The 14,665-nt window shown below is 51.0% G+C and carries 14 protein-coding genes; 11 read left to right on the forward strand and 3 right to left on the reverse strand.

Annotation, left to right across the window (positions count from 1 at the left end; translation table 11 throughout):
• Positions 1 to 7: 7 nt before the first annotated feature.
• Positions 8 to 1,075 (reverse strand): protein YgjJ, encoded by a 1,068-nt coding sequence (ygjJ, locus tag SGBXF1_RS09925; RefSeq protein WP_186428291.1) that lies wholly within the window; start codon positions 1,073 to 1,075, stop codon positions 8 to 10.
• 423 nt (positions 1,076 to 1,498) lie between these two features.
• On the opposite strand from ygjJ, the gene ebgR reads away from it, so the two are divergent.
• From ebgR to SGBXF1_RS09980, 11 genes are all read left to right on the forward strand, one after another.
• Complete coding sequence (gene ebgR, locus SGBXF1_RS09930; RefSeq protein WP_186428292.1) at positions 1,499 to 2,479, forward strand: transcriptional regulator EbgR; 981 nt, start codon at positions 1,499 to 1,501, stop codon at positions 2,477 to 2,479.
• 186 nt (positions 2,480 to 2,665) lie between these two features.
• On the forward strand, positions 2,666 to 5,761 hold the full coding sequence (gene ebgA / locus SGBXF1_RS09935) for a beta-galactosidase subunit alpha (RefSeq protein WP_186428293.1): 3,096 nt from the start codon (positions 2,666 to 2,668) through the stop codon (positions 5,759 to 5,761).
• Complete coding sequence (locus SGBXF1_RS09940) at positions 5,758 to 6,210, forward strand: beta-galactosidase subunit beta (RefSeq protein WP_037420399.1); 453 nt, start codon at positions 5,758 to 5,760, stop codon at positions 6,208 to 6,210. Before ebgA ends, SGBXF1_RS09940 begins: the two co-directional genes overlap by 4 nt.
• A gap of 100 nt (positions 6,211 to 6,310) precedes the next feature.
• Positions 6,311 to 7,807 carry an amino acid permease gene (locus SGBXF1_RS09945; RefSeq protein WP_186428294.1) on the forward strand — a complete coding sequence of 499 codons (1,497 nt, stop codon included), beginning with the start codon at positions 6,311 to 6,313 and terminating at the stop codon, positions 7,805 to 7,807.
• A gap of 438 nt (positions 7,808 to 8,245) precedes the next feature.
• Positions 8,246 to 9,337 (forward strand): PfkB family carbohydrate kinase, encoded by a 1,092-nt coding sequence (locus SGBXF1_RS09950; protein ID WP_390899939.1) that lies wholly within the window; start codon positions 8,246 to 8,248, stop codon positions 9,335 to 9,337.
• Complete coding sequence (locus SGBXF1_RS09955; protein WP_186428295.1) at positions 9,334 to 10,272, forward strand: pseudouridine-5'-phosphate glycosidase; 939 nt, start codon at positions 9,334 to 9,336, stop codon at positions 10,270 to 10,272. Before SGBXF1_RS09950 ends, SGBXF1_RS09955 begins: the two co-directional genes overlap by 4 nt.
• 173 nt (positions 10,273 to 10,445) lie before the next feature.
• Positions 10,446 to 11,717, forward strand: a complete 1,272-nt coding sequence (locus tag SGBXF1_RS09960) for a NupC/NupG family nucleoside CNT transporter (RefSeq protein ID WP_037420411.1) — start codon at positions 10,446 to 10,448, stop codon at positions 11,715 to 11,717.
• A complete protein-coding gene (locus SGBXF1_RS09965; protein WP_061807637.1) occupies positions 11,714 to 12,187 on the forward strand; it encodes a DUF1097 domain-containing protein in 474 nt (157 codons plus the stop codon). Before SGBXF1_RS09960 ends, SGBXF1_RS09965 begins: the two co-directional genes overlap by 4 nt.
• Positions 12,188 to 12,240: 53 nt before the next feature.
• Complete coding sequence (locus SGBXF1_RS09970; RefSeq protein ID WP_186428296.1) at positions 12,241 to 12,555, forward strand: ArsR/SmtB family transcription factor; 315 nt, start codon at positions 12,241 to 12,243, stop codon at positions 12,553 to 12,555.
• Entirely contained in the window at positions 12,552 to 12,890 is a 339-nt protein-coding gene (locus SGBXF1_RS09975; protein ID WP_186428297.1) for an SRPBCC family protein, read from the forward strand. Before SGBXF1_RS09970 ends, SGBXF1_RS09975 begins: the two co-directional genes overlap by 4 nt.
• Positions 12,891 to 12,931: 41 nt before the next feature.
• Entirely contained in the window at positions 12,932 to 13,525 is a 594-nt protein-coding gene (locus SGBXF1_RS09980) for an ATP-dependent Clp protease proteolytic subunit (protein ID WP_037420423.1), read from the forward strand.
• Here the strand turns inward: SGBXF1_RS09980 and SGBXF1_RS09985 are convergent.
• On the reverse strand, positions 13,511 to 14,074 hold the full coding sequence (locus SGBXF1_RS09985) for a TetR/AcrR family transcriptional regulator (RefSeq protein ID WP_186428298.1): 564 nt from the start codon (positions 14,072 to 14,074) through the stop codon (positions 13,511 to 13,513). The genes SGBXF1_RS09980 and SGBXF1_RS09985 overlap by 15 nt on opposite strands.
• On the reverse strand, positions 14,071 to 14,610 hold the full coding sequence (locus SGBXF1_RS09990; protein WP_130380296.1) for a dihydrofolate reductase family protein: 540 nt from the start codon (positions 14,608 to 14,610) through the stop codon (positions 14,071 to 14,073). The genes SGBXF1_RS09985 and SGBXF1_RS09990 overlap by 4 nt, the downstream gene beginning before the upstream one ends.
• Positions 14,611 to 14,665 lie beyond the last annotated feature (55 nt).

Consider the following 14,665-nt stretch of genomic DNA (forward strand, 5'->3'; position numbering starts at 1 on the left):
TTATGCGTTACCAATAAAAATACTGCATCAAAAACACCGAATTGCTGGCATTGGTGCTGTCGTTGGTCATATAAAACTTACTGTCCAGTGCGGTGGCGAATTTGCTGCCGGCATACTCGTACCAAATACCGACTTGCGCGTAAGAGGTGGCGGTATCCGGTGCATTGTCCAGGCGATGGCGGGCATAACTGTAGGCCGTTGAGAAATACAACCCCTTGGTGGCCTCAACCATGGCACTTAGCATCAAGCCAGACTCTGTACCCGGGTGGCTGCCATCTCCTTTGCCGGTGTGATGCCAGATACGGCCGGCCAGGTTGTTACCTTTCAACCCCAGCAGATACAGTTGCCCCATGCCATCAGTTATTTCCAGGCCGTTTAGCAAGGTCAGGCCTTCTTGTAGATCGTATTGCGTATAACCGTTGATCATTGCGCGGTAGGTGTATTTGTCCGAATAGCGGTCATATTTGCCAAAGTGCAGCAGTGCCTTGCTCTCATCAATGCGACTTTCCGGCGCTGCGGTTACGCTGTAGCGGAATTTTCCAGTCAGGTTTTGCAGTTTTGCCGCGTAGGCGAGATCCCGGGTATTAGGGATCACATAGCCATATTCCGGGGTAAAGTCTGCCCACCATTGCAAATCATCCAGTGAGGAGTCATTGCGTATGCTAAGCATCATTTCGGTGCCGTCGTCGGTGCGGTAGCCACCGTAGAAACGGTTGATGCCGCCTTCAAAACCACCCCAGCTGTGGCCCGGTGTCCAGGCATTGCCCTGGTGGTCTGCTTGCACAGTCCAACCTTCGCCGTAGATCAGACCGAACCACTGACCGTGTTTGATTTCCAGTCCACCTTCGATGTAGGTACCGTCACTGTATTTATGTTGGTGTTCACCGTTCAAATAGACGCTGCCGCCAATACCCAGTTCGCCGTAAAAACGCAGGGCGGTAGGGCCAGAGTGTGTTAGCTCGGGTGGGGGGAGGACGTTATGTTCCGCGGGCACCACGGTTTCCTGAGCCGATAATTTCAACGGAAGAATTATCAGTAAAGCGGGTAATATTTTATTATTGAGTATTATTTTCATGTGGACACGCATCTGGTTTGGTTATTGGACGGCGCAGCAGGCAGGGCCTGCCAATGCAATCCGCTAACGCAATGTGGGTCGGCCCCATTTCCCTGGGAGAGATAAAATACCGCCTGAATCAGAACGGTAAACGGAGGGTATATTAGTAAAATATTTAGTAAAAAATATCGTTAAATCAGTAAATCGTTAACTTGATCACAAAGGGTGAAATCGGTATCTTCGCGAGTAGCATCACGACACACTGACCGCCAGGCAGGGTGCTATAAGGACGTTTATGGCGGGATATACCTGACGAATGGCTACGCAGGCTGTCTGGATGCAGCGTAAAATTCATTGGGTGAAAAGGGGGGAAGGATCATCTGGGCGTATACCTGGTTGCGCTGTCCCGGTAAGCTAGCGTTTTTGTCTATCCATTGAGACTTTATGGCCACACTGAAGGAAATCGCAGAAGCTGCGAACGTGTCCGTTGCAACCGTTTCGCGGGTGCTGAATGACGATCCCACTCTAAGCGTGAAGGCGCAAACCCGGCAAAAAATCCTGGAAGCCGCAGAGCGTCTTGAATACAAAGTTCAACCTTCAAAGCGTCACAATGGACATCGGCTGACGTTCGCTGCGTTGTTTACCTATAAACAGGGCATTGAGATTAACGATCCCTACTATCTGGCGATGCGTTATGGCATAGAAACTCAATGTGAAAAACTCGGCGTTTCGCTGGTGGCTTGCTATGACTTCAACGGTGAGAAATCGTTGCCCGTGGCGGATGGCCTGCTGGTGATTGGCCGACCACAGCCTGCGTTGTATGAGCAGTTAAGCCAACAAAAATTGCCGGTGGTATTCGTTGACGGCGTGGTTGAAGATCCGCAGTTCGATTGCGTCAACGTTGATTTGTTCAAGATCAGCCAAAAGGTGATCGACTACTTCATCGGACGGGGTTATTCGCGCATTGGGTTTATCGGTGGGCGTGACGATCCGGCCTTTGCCGATCAACGCGAGCAGGCGTTTGTGGAGTATGGTCGCCTGAAAAGTGTGGTACAGCCCAAGGATATTTACACCGGTGATTTTAGCAGCCAAGCGGGTTACCAGTGTGCCAAGAAGATGCTGGACGGTAACGCCGATTATCCTCCGGCGCTGTTTGTAGCAACCGACTCTATCGCCATCGGCGTATTACGTGCTTTGCACGAACATTCGATTCAGGTACCTGGGCAGATTGCGCTGATCAGCGTGAACGATATCCCGACCGCGCGCTTTATTTTCCCTGCCTTATCAACGGTTCGCATTCCGTCAGAAACCATGGGTGCTCAGGCAGTCAATTTGTTGACGGAGCGCATTCGTGATGAGCGGGCCGTCCCTTTATCTATCTTTGTTCCCAGTTCGCTTCAGCTACGCGACACCACCGTTGTGTAATCAACCCCTGTGTTACTGGCCGTTAGCCGTAGCGCAGGGGCACCCGCCAGAGTAAAAATTAACATCATGATTAAAAAAGATATTTAAAATTTAGTGTGATCCCGTCGGCATTGGGTAAATATGATCTGTAGTTTTTACTAAATATTTACTATCGTTCTCCCATTGAAAGATGTCGGGAGACGTGACGTGAATAATTGGGAAAACATAGAAAAGCAGTCAGAGAATCGCTTACCACCACGAGCGAGTTTCTTCAGCTATCAGGATGCCGAACAGGCATTGCGTTTTGACCGCAACGCAAGTTTGGGTTTCCAACTGCTGAGTGGGCGTTGGCAGTTCCGTTACTTCGAGCACCCTGATTTGGTACCGGCTGAGTTCTACAGCCAGCCAATGGCAGAATGGGGTGACATTGCCGTGCCGGGCATGTGGCAAATGGAAGGGCACGGTCAGCTGCAATATACCGACGAAGGGTATCCCTTCCCGATCGATGTACCTTATGTCCCAACGAATAACCCGACTGGCGCCTATCAACGTCATTTCACGCTGGATGCTGAGTGGGAAAATCAGCAGGTCATCATCAAGTTTGACGGTGTGGAAACCTATTTTGAGGTCTATCTCAATGGCCACTACATTGGGTTCAGCAAAGGTAGCCGGCTGTCCGCCGAGTTTGATCTCAGCGACCATGTGAAGCCAGGCGACAACCTGCTGTCTGTCCGTGTGATGCAGTGGGCCGACTCCACCTATATTGAAGATCAGGATATGTGGTGGATGGCCGGCATTTTTCGCGATGTTTACCTGATCGGCCAGAGACAGACGCACATCCATGATCTCCGGATAATCACGATCTTCGATGAGCAGTATTGCGATGCGATTCTGGCGGTAGACGTTGGGCTGCACACGCTTGGGCAGAAAGTGGCGGCGGGTTACCGTCTGACCGCGCAGCTTTTTGATGGTGAAACGTGTATTGCCGAACAGGGTGTGAACAACCTCAATATTGAAGGGCACAGCGATTGCCGATTTGAGATCCCGGTCCGTCAGCCGAAGCAGTGGAATGCGGAAGAACCCTACCTGTACCAATTACTGCTTAGCCTGTATGACAACAGCGGAAATCTGTTGTCAGTAGTGCCGCAGCGGGTGGGATTCCGTGAGATCAGCGTGCGTGACGGATTATTCTACGTCAACGGACGTTATCTAAAGCTACATGGTGTTAACCGCCATGATCACGATCATCGCAAGGGACGTGCCGTGGATATGGCAAGGGTTGAACGTGACATTGTGTTGATGAAACAGCACAACATTAACTCAGTGCGAACCGCGCATTACCCGAACGATCCCCGTTTTTACGAGTTGTGCGACATCTACGGCCTGTTTGTGATGGCCGAAACCGATCTGGAAAGCCACGGTTTCGCCAACGTGGGTGATATTAGCCGTATCACCGACGATCCACGTTGGGAAAATGCCTACGTCGAGCGTATTGAACGCCATGTGATGGCACAGAAAAACCACCCCTCAATCATCATCTGGTCATTGGGTAATGAATCGGGTTATGGCTGCAACATCCGCGCTATGGCTAAACGTTGTAAGGCACTCGATGCCACCCGATTGGTGCATTACGAAGAAGACCGGGATGCGGAAGTGGTCGACGTGATCAGCACCATGTATTCCCGCGTGGCGATGATGAATGCGTTTGGTGAATATCCTCATGCCAAACCACGCATTCTGTGTGAATACGCTCATGCGATGGGGAACGGACCGGGCGGCTTGTTCGAGTATCAGTCAGTGTTTAACCGTCATGCCAGTCTTCAGGGGCATTACATCTGGGAGTGGTGCGATCACGGATTACTGAGCCATGACGAACAAGGGCGTGAGCGCTATCAGTACGGCGGTGATTACGGCGATTATCCGAATAACTACAACTTCTGTATGGATGGACTGATCTACCCAGACCAGCGTCCTGGCCCTGGCTTACGTGAATACAAGCAGGTTCTGTGCCCGGTAGAGGTGAGTGGCGTGGGTGAAATGAAGCCGGTACTGCGGGTTAAAAACCGCTATTGGTTCAGTTCGCTTGCGGATATTACGCTGAAGGTCAGCATTAAGGCCGGTGGTCAACAACTGGCCAGCCACGAGATTAAACTGCCTCATTTACAACCAGGTGAATCCGAAGAGGTTCATCTTCCTGACGTGGTACTGGGCAGACAAGAAACCTTCATTGATATCGCCGTTTATAAAGACAGCGCAACCCGTTACAGCGAAAGTGGGGAATTGTTGGGGCAATATCAGCATTTGTTGCAACCTGCCACTGCGTCACTCAACCTACCACCGGCGGGCGATCGTGCTTCTGCGCTGCAATGCAAAGATGAAAACCACCAAGTTGTTATCACTGGCGAAAACTTCAGTCTGACATTCTCGCGCTTGAACGGTGAACTCCAGTCGTGGCGAGTCGCCGGGGACGAAGTGGTGGGACGTGCACCACACCTGTCTTTCTTCAAGCCGGTCATCGACAACCACAAACAGGAATACGAAGGCATCTGGTTGCCGAACCATTTGCAGATCATGCAGCACCATTTCCGAAGCCTGCATTGGGAACAGCAGGGCAATGACATTGTGATCGACGTTCAAACGTTGATTGCACCGCCGGTATTTGATTTTGGCATGCGCTGCCGTTACCGATGGCAGATCTCGCCACAAGGTCATGTCAGTCTGGATCTGTCAGGGACGCCTTATGGCGATTTCCAGCAGGTCATTCCAAAAATCGGCTTGGACTTTGGTCTTAGCCGCCGCTTTGAACAGGTGGCGTATTACGGTCGCGGTCCAGGTGAAAACTACGCGGATAGCTGTAAGGCCAATCTTATCGGCCATTACCAACAACAGGTTGGCGAGCTGTTTGAGCACTATCCATTCCCGCAGGATAACGGCAATCGTCAAGAGGTACGTTGGCTAAGCCTACATGATGGCAACGGCAACGGGATCTTTATCCAGCCACGACGACCAATCAATTTCAGCCTGTGGCCCTACAGCGCCGAGATGCTGCATCAGGCTCAGCATATTAACGAACTGCAAGAAAGCGACTACCTGACGTTAAACCTCGACGATCAAATTTTGGGGCTGGGTTCCAATTCCTGGGGTTCAGAGGTGCTGGATTCGTATCGAGTTTACCTGTCGCCATTCAGCTACGGCTTTACGCTGGTGCCCTTTAACCAACAAGAAACCGATGGTGCAACGCTTGCCGAATATCATTTCGCGCCAGTCAGTAATAACGCTCAGTCAGAAAAGGTGAACTCATGATTATTATCGAATCATTAGCCGAGTTTCAGCTTATTTATCGTGCAGGGAAAAAATGGCAGCGCTGTATGGAGGCCATTAACAATATTGAACGTATCGAGCCGAATGTTTTTTATTCGGTTGGCGATTCACTGGTTTATCGGCTGGCGTCTGGCCCAGGCCAGCAGCATGGCTGGTTGGAGGGGAATCGTCGTTATTTTGATCTGCACTATTACCTTGCCGGACAGGAAACGATCGAAGTTGCTGATAAAAGCGTGCTGACTTCGGTGGTGGCCTATCAGGATGAAACCGATCGTGAGTTTTTCAGTGGGCAGGGTGAAACACATCGCGTAGGGCAAGGCAACGTCGTTATCTTTGATAACCATCAGGCTCACCGATTTAAAGAAAGTAACCAGGTAAAAAAAGTCATTTTAAAAGTGACTATAGAAGACAGCTATTTCGTTAACAAATAGTTGAATAAAAATAAACCCCATAGCTTTCAAGCTGCTGGCAATAATGCTGCAGCTTGAAAGACGACGGGTATAAGTACCCTACATATTTCGGAGAGTGTCTATGGCTGTGTCGAATAGAAATACTATCGGCAAGTTCGGGTTGCTGGCAATGACGTTCGCGGCAGTGTTCAGCTTCAATAACGTAATTAATAATAATATCCAGCTTGGTATTGCGTCGGCACCGGTATTCTTGGTGGCGACCATCATCTATTTTATTCCGTTTTGTTTGATCATTGCGGAGTTCGTTTCTCTGAATAAAAACTCTGAAGCTGGCGTGTATGCGTGGGTAAAAAGCGCCCTGGGCGGGCGTTGGGCGTTTATGACGGCCTATACCTATTGGTTTGTGAATCTGTTTTTCTTTACCGCGTTGCTGCCGAGGGTAATCGCTTATGCGTCTTACGCGTTCCTCGGCTATGACTATGTCTTTACGCCATTAACGACCTCGATCATCAGTATCTTCCTGTTTGCATTCTCGGCCTATATCTCTAACAGCGGTGCCAAACTGTTAGGGCCGATGACGTCTGTGACATCTTCGTTGATGCTGTTGCTGACATTCTCCTACATCATCCTGGCCGGGGCGGCCGTGGTTGGCGGTATCGAGCCGGCGAACCCCATCACGGTTGAAGCCATTACACCAAACTTTAACTGGGCCTTCCTGGGGATTACCGCATGGATTTTCCAGGCTGCGGGTGGGGCAGAGTCCGTTGCGGTATATGTGAATGACGTGAAGGGCGGCAGCCGCTCCTTTGTGAAAGTGATCATCATTTCCGGGCTGGTTATCGGCGTGCTGTATTCCGTATCATCCTTACTGCTTAACGTGTTTGTAAGCCGTGCAGACTTGCACTTTACTGGCGGCACGGTGCAAGTATTTGAAGGGTTGTCGGCGCACTTTGGTCTGCCAGTCGTGCTGATGAACCGCTTTGTTGGTCTGGTTTCCTTTACCGCTATGTTCGGTTCATTGCTGATGTGGACCGCTGCGCCGGTGAAAATCTTCTTTACCGAGATCCCTAAAGGTATCTTCGGTGAGAAAACTATTCGGCTGAATAAGCATGGCGTCCCGACTCGCGCAGCTTGGTTGCAATTCTTTATCGTGATCCCGTTGATGCTGATCCCGACGCTGGGTTCTGACAGCGTGCAGGAATTAATGAATACGTTGATAAATATGACAGCTGCCGCATCGATGTTGCCGCCGCTGTTCATTATGTTGGCTTACCTGAACCTGCGCTTAAAGTACGACCGTGTGCAACGTGACTTCAAAATGGGTTCACGATTGCAGGGGATTGCGATTGTCAGCACGCTGATCGTTATTTTTGCTGTGGGTTTTGTCGCCTCAACATTCCCTACCGGCGCCAGCATCATGACCATTGTGTTTTATAACGTGGGTGGGCTGGTGATATTCCTCGGTTACGCCTGGTGGAAATATAACCGCTATGCGAAGAGTCTGAGTGCTCAAGCTCGCTATGATGAGGATACGCCGTTAGCGAAGATTGCGCTTGAGTCGCAGGACGGTAAAAAGAACCTCAGTGGGGATCTGGGTTGCAGTACCTTGTCATTGTGATTATCCATGCCCTTCGGCGTTTGCTGAGGGGCAGTAAATAACGACTGAGATTTTAGGCTGCTGTTCTGGTTTCCGTACAAATGTGAAAGCCATCTCTTTTCTGCGGGATGGCTTTTGTTCATGCTGCACCACAAACCGACAAAACTCTTCCAACCAAACAAATGTTAGGTTTAAAAGCTCAAAGAGCTATCCATTTGTTTTTCTAAGATTATTATAAGAATAAAATGCTGTGTTATGGCCAGTGTTTATTTTCAGCTGTTTTTAATCACTGAAACCGCATTTATAATTTGATGTTTATCACAAAATTACTGCTGAAACACTATTCATGCGCCTTACGATCGCCTTCCCAAATCCTCGCTAAAGATATCAATCTCACTTTACTGATTTTCATGGTCGTTATAAAACAAACTCATGTTTAAAAACAAACAAGTGTCCAATATGACCAGCAGAGAAAAACAGATATTGCATCTTCTGAGACGTGATCCTTTGATCCCACAGCAGGAAATTGCCGATGTTTTAGGTATTAGCCGCTCTGGTGTTGCCGGGCACATTATGAATTTAATGAATAAAGGATATATAAAAGGTAAGGGTTATATCTTGTCGGAGCACAGTTATGTGGTGACCGTCGGTTCGACAAATATGGACGTCTGTGGCTATTCCTCATCTAAATTAGTTTATGAAGATTCTAATCCAGGGAAAATAAAATGTACGCCCGGCGGTGTGGGCAGAAATATTGCGCAGAATGTCGCGTTGTTAGGTCAAGAATGCCACCTTATTTCCGTTGTCGGTGACGATTTCTATGGCGAAACCTTATTTGAACAGGCAAAACTGGCGGGTGTACATGTTGACGGCTTCCACAAATTGCACGGTGAAAATACGTCCACCTATGTCTCTTTGCTCGATAACAGTGGCGAAATGCTGGTAGCCATTAATGACATGCGGATCCTCGAAAAACTCACGCCGGCATTATTAGCCACCTCTAAAGATCTGATCCAGCATGCGGGTGTGTTAGTGGTTGATTGCAATCTTACGGAGGACGCACTGGCCTGGTTATTCGGCCATTCCGGCAGCGTACCGGTATTCGTTGACACCGTGTCGGCATTTAAAGCGCCCAAAATCCGCCGTTGGCTCTCGCATATTCATACGCTCAAACCTAACCGCCTCGAAGCCGAGATGCTCAGCGGCATGGCTATTCACGGTCCTCAGGATGCACCGCCAGTGGCCCAATGGTTCCATCAACAAGGGGTACAGCGACTGGCACTCAGCATGGGACCCGCTGGCGTTTATTACAGCGAAATTGATGGGCAAAACGGCTGGTCGCAGCCATTGGCCGTCAACATCGTCAATGTGACCGGTGCCGGGGACGCCATGATGGCGGGGCTGGCCCACTGCTGGCTGGAAGATATGACGCTGGCAGACAGTATTCGTTTTGCACAGGGCTGCTCGGCATTAACACTTTCTTGCGAATTCACCAATAACCCTAATCTGTCGAATGGCAGCGTTCAAAAACTGTTGGAGCTACAATCATGAAAAACACCCTTATTTCCCATGACTATCTGGATATTTCACCGGAGGTTGCCGAGGCTTTGGCCCATAAGCGCCCGGTTGTGGCTCTGGAGTCGACCATCATTTCTCACGGTATGCCGTACCCGCAAAACGCGCAGACTGCTCTGGAAGTTGAACAAAAGATCCGTGATAACGGCGCGGTGCCTGCCACTATTGCCATTATCAATGGCCGCATGAAAGCGGGGTTAACCCGAGAGGAGATCGAACTGTTGGGCAAAGAAGGCCATAAGGTGGCGAAAGTGAGCCGTCGTGATCTGCCTTTTATCCTGGCTGCCGGTAAACACGGTGCGACCACGGTGGCCTCCACCATGATTATCGCTGAGATGGCAGGTATCCACGTTTTTGCTACCGGTGGTATTGGCGGGGTGCATCGTGGTGCAGAACATACCTTTGATATCTCAGCGGATCTTCAGGAGTTGGCACGAACCAACGTTGCGGTGATCTGCGCTGGCGCTAAGTCCATTTTAGATTTAGGACTGACGACCGAATACCTTGAAACGCATGGTGTACCGCTGATTGGTTACCAGACATCAACGTTGCCGGCGTTCTTTTGTCGCACCAGTCCTTTCAGCGTGAGTATTCAGTTGGATGCTCCGGCGGAGATTGCCCGGGCTATGGCAACCAAGTGGCAGACGGGCCTGGAGGGGGGCATGGTGATTGCCAACCCGATCCCAGCGCAGTATGCGGTGCCGGAAGATAAAATTAATGCCGCCATTGAGCGGGCCGTGCGTGAATCGGTTGAACAGGGCGTTCAGGGTAAGGACAGCACACCATTTTTACTGGCTCGGGTAGCGGAATTGACCGGTGGCGACAGCCTGACTGCCAATATCCAACTGGTGTTCAACAACGCCAAATTGGCAGCGCAGATCGCTTGCTGTTATCAGGAAGAAGCTGCCTAAAACGACGCGTTACTCCTTAAGTTTTACCCTATAAACAATATTAAATAAAAACGCCAGCCTGAAAGGTGGAGGGGAATGCTTTTTCATTTTTCACCTTTTAGGTAGGTAAATTTACATACCCACAGGATTTTACGCCACGGCTTGAAATATGACGGGTATAAAGGGATGGATTTATGGACTTATTACGCAGCCTTTTAGGTATCTGTATTCTTCTCCTTATTGCTTTTGTTTTTTCCAACAACCGAAAAAGAATCAGTCTGAGAACCGTAGGCAGTGCATTAATCCTGCAAGTGTTACTCGGTGCGATAATGTTATACATCCCCGCCGGTAAGTGGGTGATTAATGCGATTGCCGGTGGGGTCAATAAAGTTATCTCGTACAGCGATGCGGGCAGCGCATTTATTTTTGGTGGCTTGGTTGGGCCGAAAATGAATGTCTTGTTTGATGGCGCCGGTTTTGTTTTCGCTTTCCATGTTCTACCAGCAATTATTTTTATTACTGCGCTGATCGCTATTCTTTATTACCTGGGTGTGATGGGGTGGGTGATTAACCTGCTGGGTTATGTTTTCCAGAAGATGCTACGGATTAGCAAAGTTGAAGCTTTTGCCGCGGTGACCACCATCTTTTTGGGGCAAAACGAACTGCCCGCAGTACTAAAGCCTTTTATTAACAAGATGAGCCGCAATGAGCTGTTTACCGTGATTTGCAGTGGAATGGCGTCGATCGCCGGATCGATGTTGGTGGGTTACGCTGGCCTGGGCGTACCGATTGAATATTTACTGGCGGCCTCATTGATGGCGATCCCCGGTGGGATTTTGTTCGCGCGGATGCTGAGCCCGGCAACCGAAGTGTCGCAGGTCGAGTTCAGCCAGATGTCATTTAGTGAAAAACGTCCGGCAAGTATTATTGAAGCTGCCGCGAGCGGGGCAATGCTCGGGCTAAAAATTGCGGTGGGTGTTGCCACCGTGGTGATGGCGTTCGTTGCGTTAATTGCGCTGATTAATGGTCTGATCGGCGGTGTGGGGGATTTGCTGGGATGGGAACACATGAGCCTGGAAAGGCTGTTCGGTTATCTGTTCTCGCCGTTGGCTTACATCATGGGGGTTAACTGGGACAGCGCAGGATTGGTTGGCGGTCTGATTGGGCAGAAGCTGGCGATCAATGAATTCGTCGCTTACGTAAATTTTTCAACCTACCTTAAAGACACGGTTGCAGTGCTGGATCCCAAGACTATCGCTGTGATTTCCTTCGCGCTGTGCGGCTTTGCCAATTTTGGTTCGATCGCCGTGGTGGTTGGGGCATTCAGCGCAGTAGCGCCAGAGCGAGCTTCGGATATTGCTAGCCTGGGCCTGCGCGCTTTATTGGCGGCGACGTTATCCAACCTGATGAGTGCCACTATCGCCGGGTTGTTTATCGGTCTTGGCGCCTTGACCGTGCCGTTATGAGTCCTCTCAGACTGGGGTTCTGCCTTGCGTTGAGCACCGGGGTGCTATCCGGCTGTTGGGCTTGGCTGGCGGAGACGCTGCAGTTGGCAAGCTGGATCGGCTTTTTGGGTTGCACGACCTATTTTGCCATTCCGCATAAAGGGCTGGGCGGATTGCTGCGTGGGATGGCGGCCAATATCAGCGGCGCATTATGGGCGGCCGGTGCCATTTTGTTAGCGGCACCGGCTGGCAGCATGTTGGGCGGCATTCTGACCGGTTTGATTTCATTTGCCATGTGTGTGCAAGCCCGCTTGCCGCTGTTGGGTTTTATCCCCGGCAGTTTTATGGGGGCCTGTGCAATGTTTGGTTCTTCCGACAATGGGGTGGCGGTGGTTGAGGCCTTGATCCTGGGAGGCATAATGGGCTTTTTGATGCAGACCAGTGGCCAGTGGCTGGCGACCAGTCAGTATCTTGCTTTGAAGCGTCAGTGATTATCTGCCCCTATAAACTTGCACGTTAGATAAGTGAGTACTAATGTGTAGTAATGAATGAAAATGACATCTTTAAGGCGCTGGCGGATCCAACCCGCCGTTCCATATTCGAAAAACTGGCTGCGGGCAGCATGAATGCCAGTGCCTTGCGCGAAGGTATGCTCATCAGCCAATCTGCGATGTCGCAGCACTTGGCGGTGCTGCGACAGGCTGGTTTGGTGGGGGAGGTGCGACAGGGGCGTTTCGTCAATTATCAGGTGGATCCACAGGGCCTGGCACTGATAGCCCAGTGGCTGGATAAATACCGTGCCTTCTGGCCAGCCCACATCGAAAAGCTGAATATTTTGCTTAAGGATATGGATCAATGAATCCGACTGATACCAAGCCGCAGCCATTGGTGCTGGAATATCAACTCGATGCACCGGCAGAGAAAGTCTGGCGGGCGATTGGCATCCCTGCATTGCGCGAACAATGGTTACCGAGTGCGGTGCTGGCCGATGCTGTGCCTGTCGTGGTGAAGCCGGGCACAGAAATCAGTTACCGGATGCGTGATGACCAGGCACCGTTCTTCGAAAGCACCGTGACCCTACAAATACTCCCCACCGCGGGTGGTGGCAGTCTGTTACGCGTTATTCACCGGTTGGACGACGCCCGGCTAACGGCGGCGAACGACAGTGGGCGGCACCTGATGCGCGCCGCCTGACGCTCAACTCATCATTCCAATCTGAAAACAGGAGTTCACCTATGCGTGAATCGATGCTGCTCGTCCCTATGGTGATCGAACAGACCAGTCAAGGAGAACGCTCCTTCGATATTTATTCGCGGTTGTTGCGTGACCGTATTGTTTTCCTGAACGGCGAGGTTAACGATCAGGTGGCCGAAATGCTCTGCGCCCAGTTGCTGTTTCTGGAAGCTGAAAACCCGGAGAAGCCGATTCACCTTTACATCAATTCGCCTGGTGGGGTGATCACCAGCGGCTTTGCCATTTATGACACCATGAATTACATCAATGCGCCGGTGCATACCCTGTGTATGGGCACCGCACGTTCGATGGGTTCCTTCCTGCTGATGGCCGGGGAGGCTGGGCATCGCATGGCGCTGCCCAATGCCAGCCTACATGTGCATCAGCCGTTGGGTGGTTTCCAGGGGCAAGCGTCGGATATCCTCATTCATGCGGAAGAGATGAAACGCACCAAGCATACCGTGATCCGCCTGTACGCCGAACATTGCGGCCGCAGCTACGAAGAGGTCGAGCGTGCACTTGATCGCGACCGCTTCATGAGTGCCGATGAAGCGGCAGAGTGGGGGCTGGTGGATAAGGTGTTACGGGCGCGATGACAAGCTGGCCAGCAGACGATCAAGGGCCTGCAGATACTGTTCTTGCAGACTCTGCGCCTGTAGGGAGTCTCCCCGCACCGCGACAAGGGCCAAACCACTGCCATGGGCATGATCAATCAAAATATCGCGCCACTGTAGAGGCTCTGTCGTCATTTCAGCCAGCAAGGCCGTAAGGCGATCGGTAATCTGACGGGTGACCCCGGCAAAGGCCTCCGGCGTGGCAAAGATTGCCAGCGTGAGTTGGGGATGGTAGCCAACTGCGCGGTGATAGCGAGTGAGCAATGTTCGAATTTCTGTCCGTGGATCATCCGATTCGCTCAACCCCTCCAGGGCTTCGGCATAAACGCGATCGGACAAAACTCGCAGCAGCCCGGCCAGATCACCAATATGGTGATACAGGCTCATCGGCGTGACGCCCAGCCGAGTGGCGAGGGCACGCATCGTCAACCCTTGTCCGCCACTTTCATCCAGCAGGCCAAGAGCGCAATCCAGAATATTCTCCCGTGTTACTCCTTTTCCGTTGGTCGGACGCCCGCGTGGACGGGTCATTGGGGCAATATCTGATAGTGGGATTGCACCAGGCCCGAAGGGAAGCTTCGGCTCGACAGTAATTTTAAATCAATGTCATGTTGCAGTGAGCCAAACAGAGGCCTGCCTGAACCAAGCAGTACGGGAACCTTGGTGATCATCATATCGCTAACCAGCCCCTCGCGCAGAAAGGACTGTATTAATTGCCCGCCATCAACATAGACGTTATGCACGTTCTGCGTAGCCAACTGCTCAAGCGCATGCTTTGGCGTGAGGTTGGAAAACCGGACTTTTCCTTCCAATGCCAGAGGAACCGGTTCATTGGCCAGTTGTTTGGACAGTACGAGTACCGGGAGGTCATAAGGCCAGCTATCGAAGGTGAGTACTTTTTCATACGTCCCTCTCCCCATCAGGATCATGTCTTTGTCAGCGATAAAGGCATTAAAGCCATGGTCTTCGGCAGATGTGTCGCGTTGCAATAACCAGTCGATGCTGCCATCCTGCCGCGCGATAAAACCATCCAGACTGGTGGCGATGAAAACGTGTGCAGTAACCATTGAATGCTCCATATTTATACGCTGTATATTATTGCGTTGACATGGCCCAAAATCA

It is taken from the genome of Serratia grimesii (assembly GCF_900186025.1).
Classification (GTDB): domain Bacteria; phylum Pseudomonadota; class Gammaproteobacteria; order Enterobacterales; family Enterobacteriaceae; genus Serratia; species Serratia grimesii.

Coding starts and splice junctions, on each gene's coding strand:
- SGBXF1_RS09965 (WP_061807637.1), top strand. CDS start 11,714: ATGAGTCCTCTCAGACTGGGGTTCTGCCTTGCGTTGAGCACCGGGGTG.
- SGBXF1_RS09990 (WP_130380296.1), bottom strand. CDS start 14,610: ATGGTTACTGCACACGTTTTCATCGCCACCAGTCTGGATGGTTTTATC.
- SGBXF1_RS09950 (WP_390899939.1), top strand. CDS start 8,246: ATGACCAGCAGAGAAAAACAGATATTGCATCTTCTGAGACGTGATCCT.
- SGBXF1_RS09985 (WP_186428298.1), bottom strand. CDS start 14,074: ATGACCCGTCCACGCGGGCGTCCGACCAACGGAAAAGGAGTAACACGG.
- SGBXF1_RS09955 (WP_186428295.1), top strand. CDS start 9,334: ATGAAAAACACCCTTATTTCCCATGACTATCTGGATATTTCACCGGAG.
- SGBXF1_RS09940 (WP_037420399.1), top strand. CDS start 5,758: ATGATTATTATCGAATCATTAGCCGAGTTTCAGCTTATTTATCGTGCA.
- SGBXF1_RS09960 (WP_037420411.1), top strand. CDS start 10,446: ATGGACTTATTACGCAGCCTTTTAGGTATCTGTATTCTTCTCCTTATT.
- ygjJ (WP_186428291.1), bottom strand. CDS start 1,075: ATGAAAATAATACTCAATAATAAAATATTACCCGCTTTACTGATAATT.
- SGBXF1_RS09975 (WP_186428297.1), top strand. CDS start 12,552: ATGAATCCGACTGATACCAAGCCGCAGCCATTGGTGCTGGAATATCAA.
- SGBXF1_RS09970 (WP_186428296.1), top strand. CDS start 12,241: ATGAATGAAAATGACATCTTTAAGGCGCTGGCGGATCCAACCCGCCGT.
- ebgR (WP_186428292.1), top strand. CDS start 1,499: ATGGCCACACTGAAGGAAATCGCAGAAGCTGCGAACGTGTCCGTTGCA.
- SGBXF1_RS09945 (WP_186428294.1), top strand. CDS start 6,311: ATGGCTGTGTCGAATAGAAATACTATCGGCAAGTTCGGGTTGCTGGCA.
- SGBXF1_RS09980 (WP_037420423.1), top strand. CDS start 12,932: ATGCGTGAATCGATGCTGCTCGTCCCTATGGTGATCGAACAGACCAGT.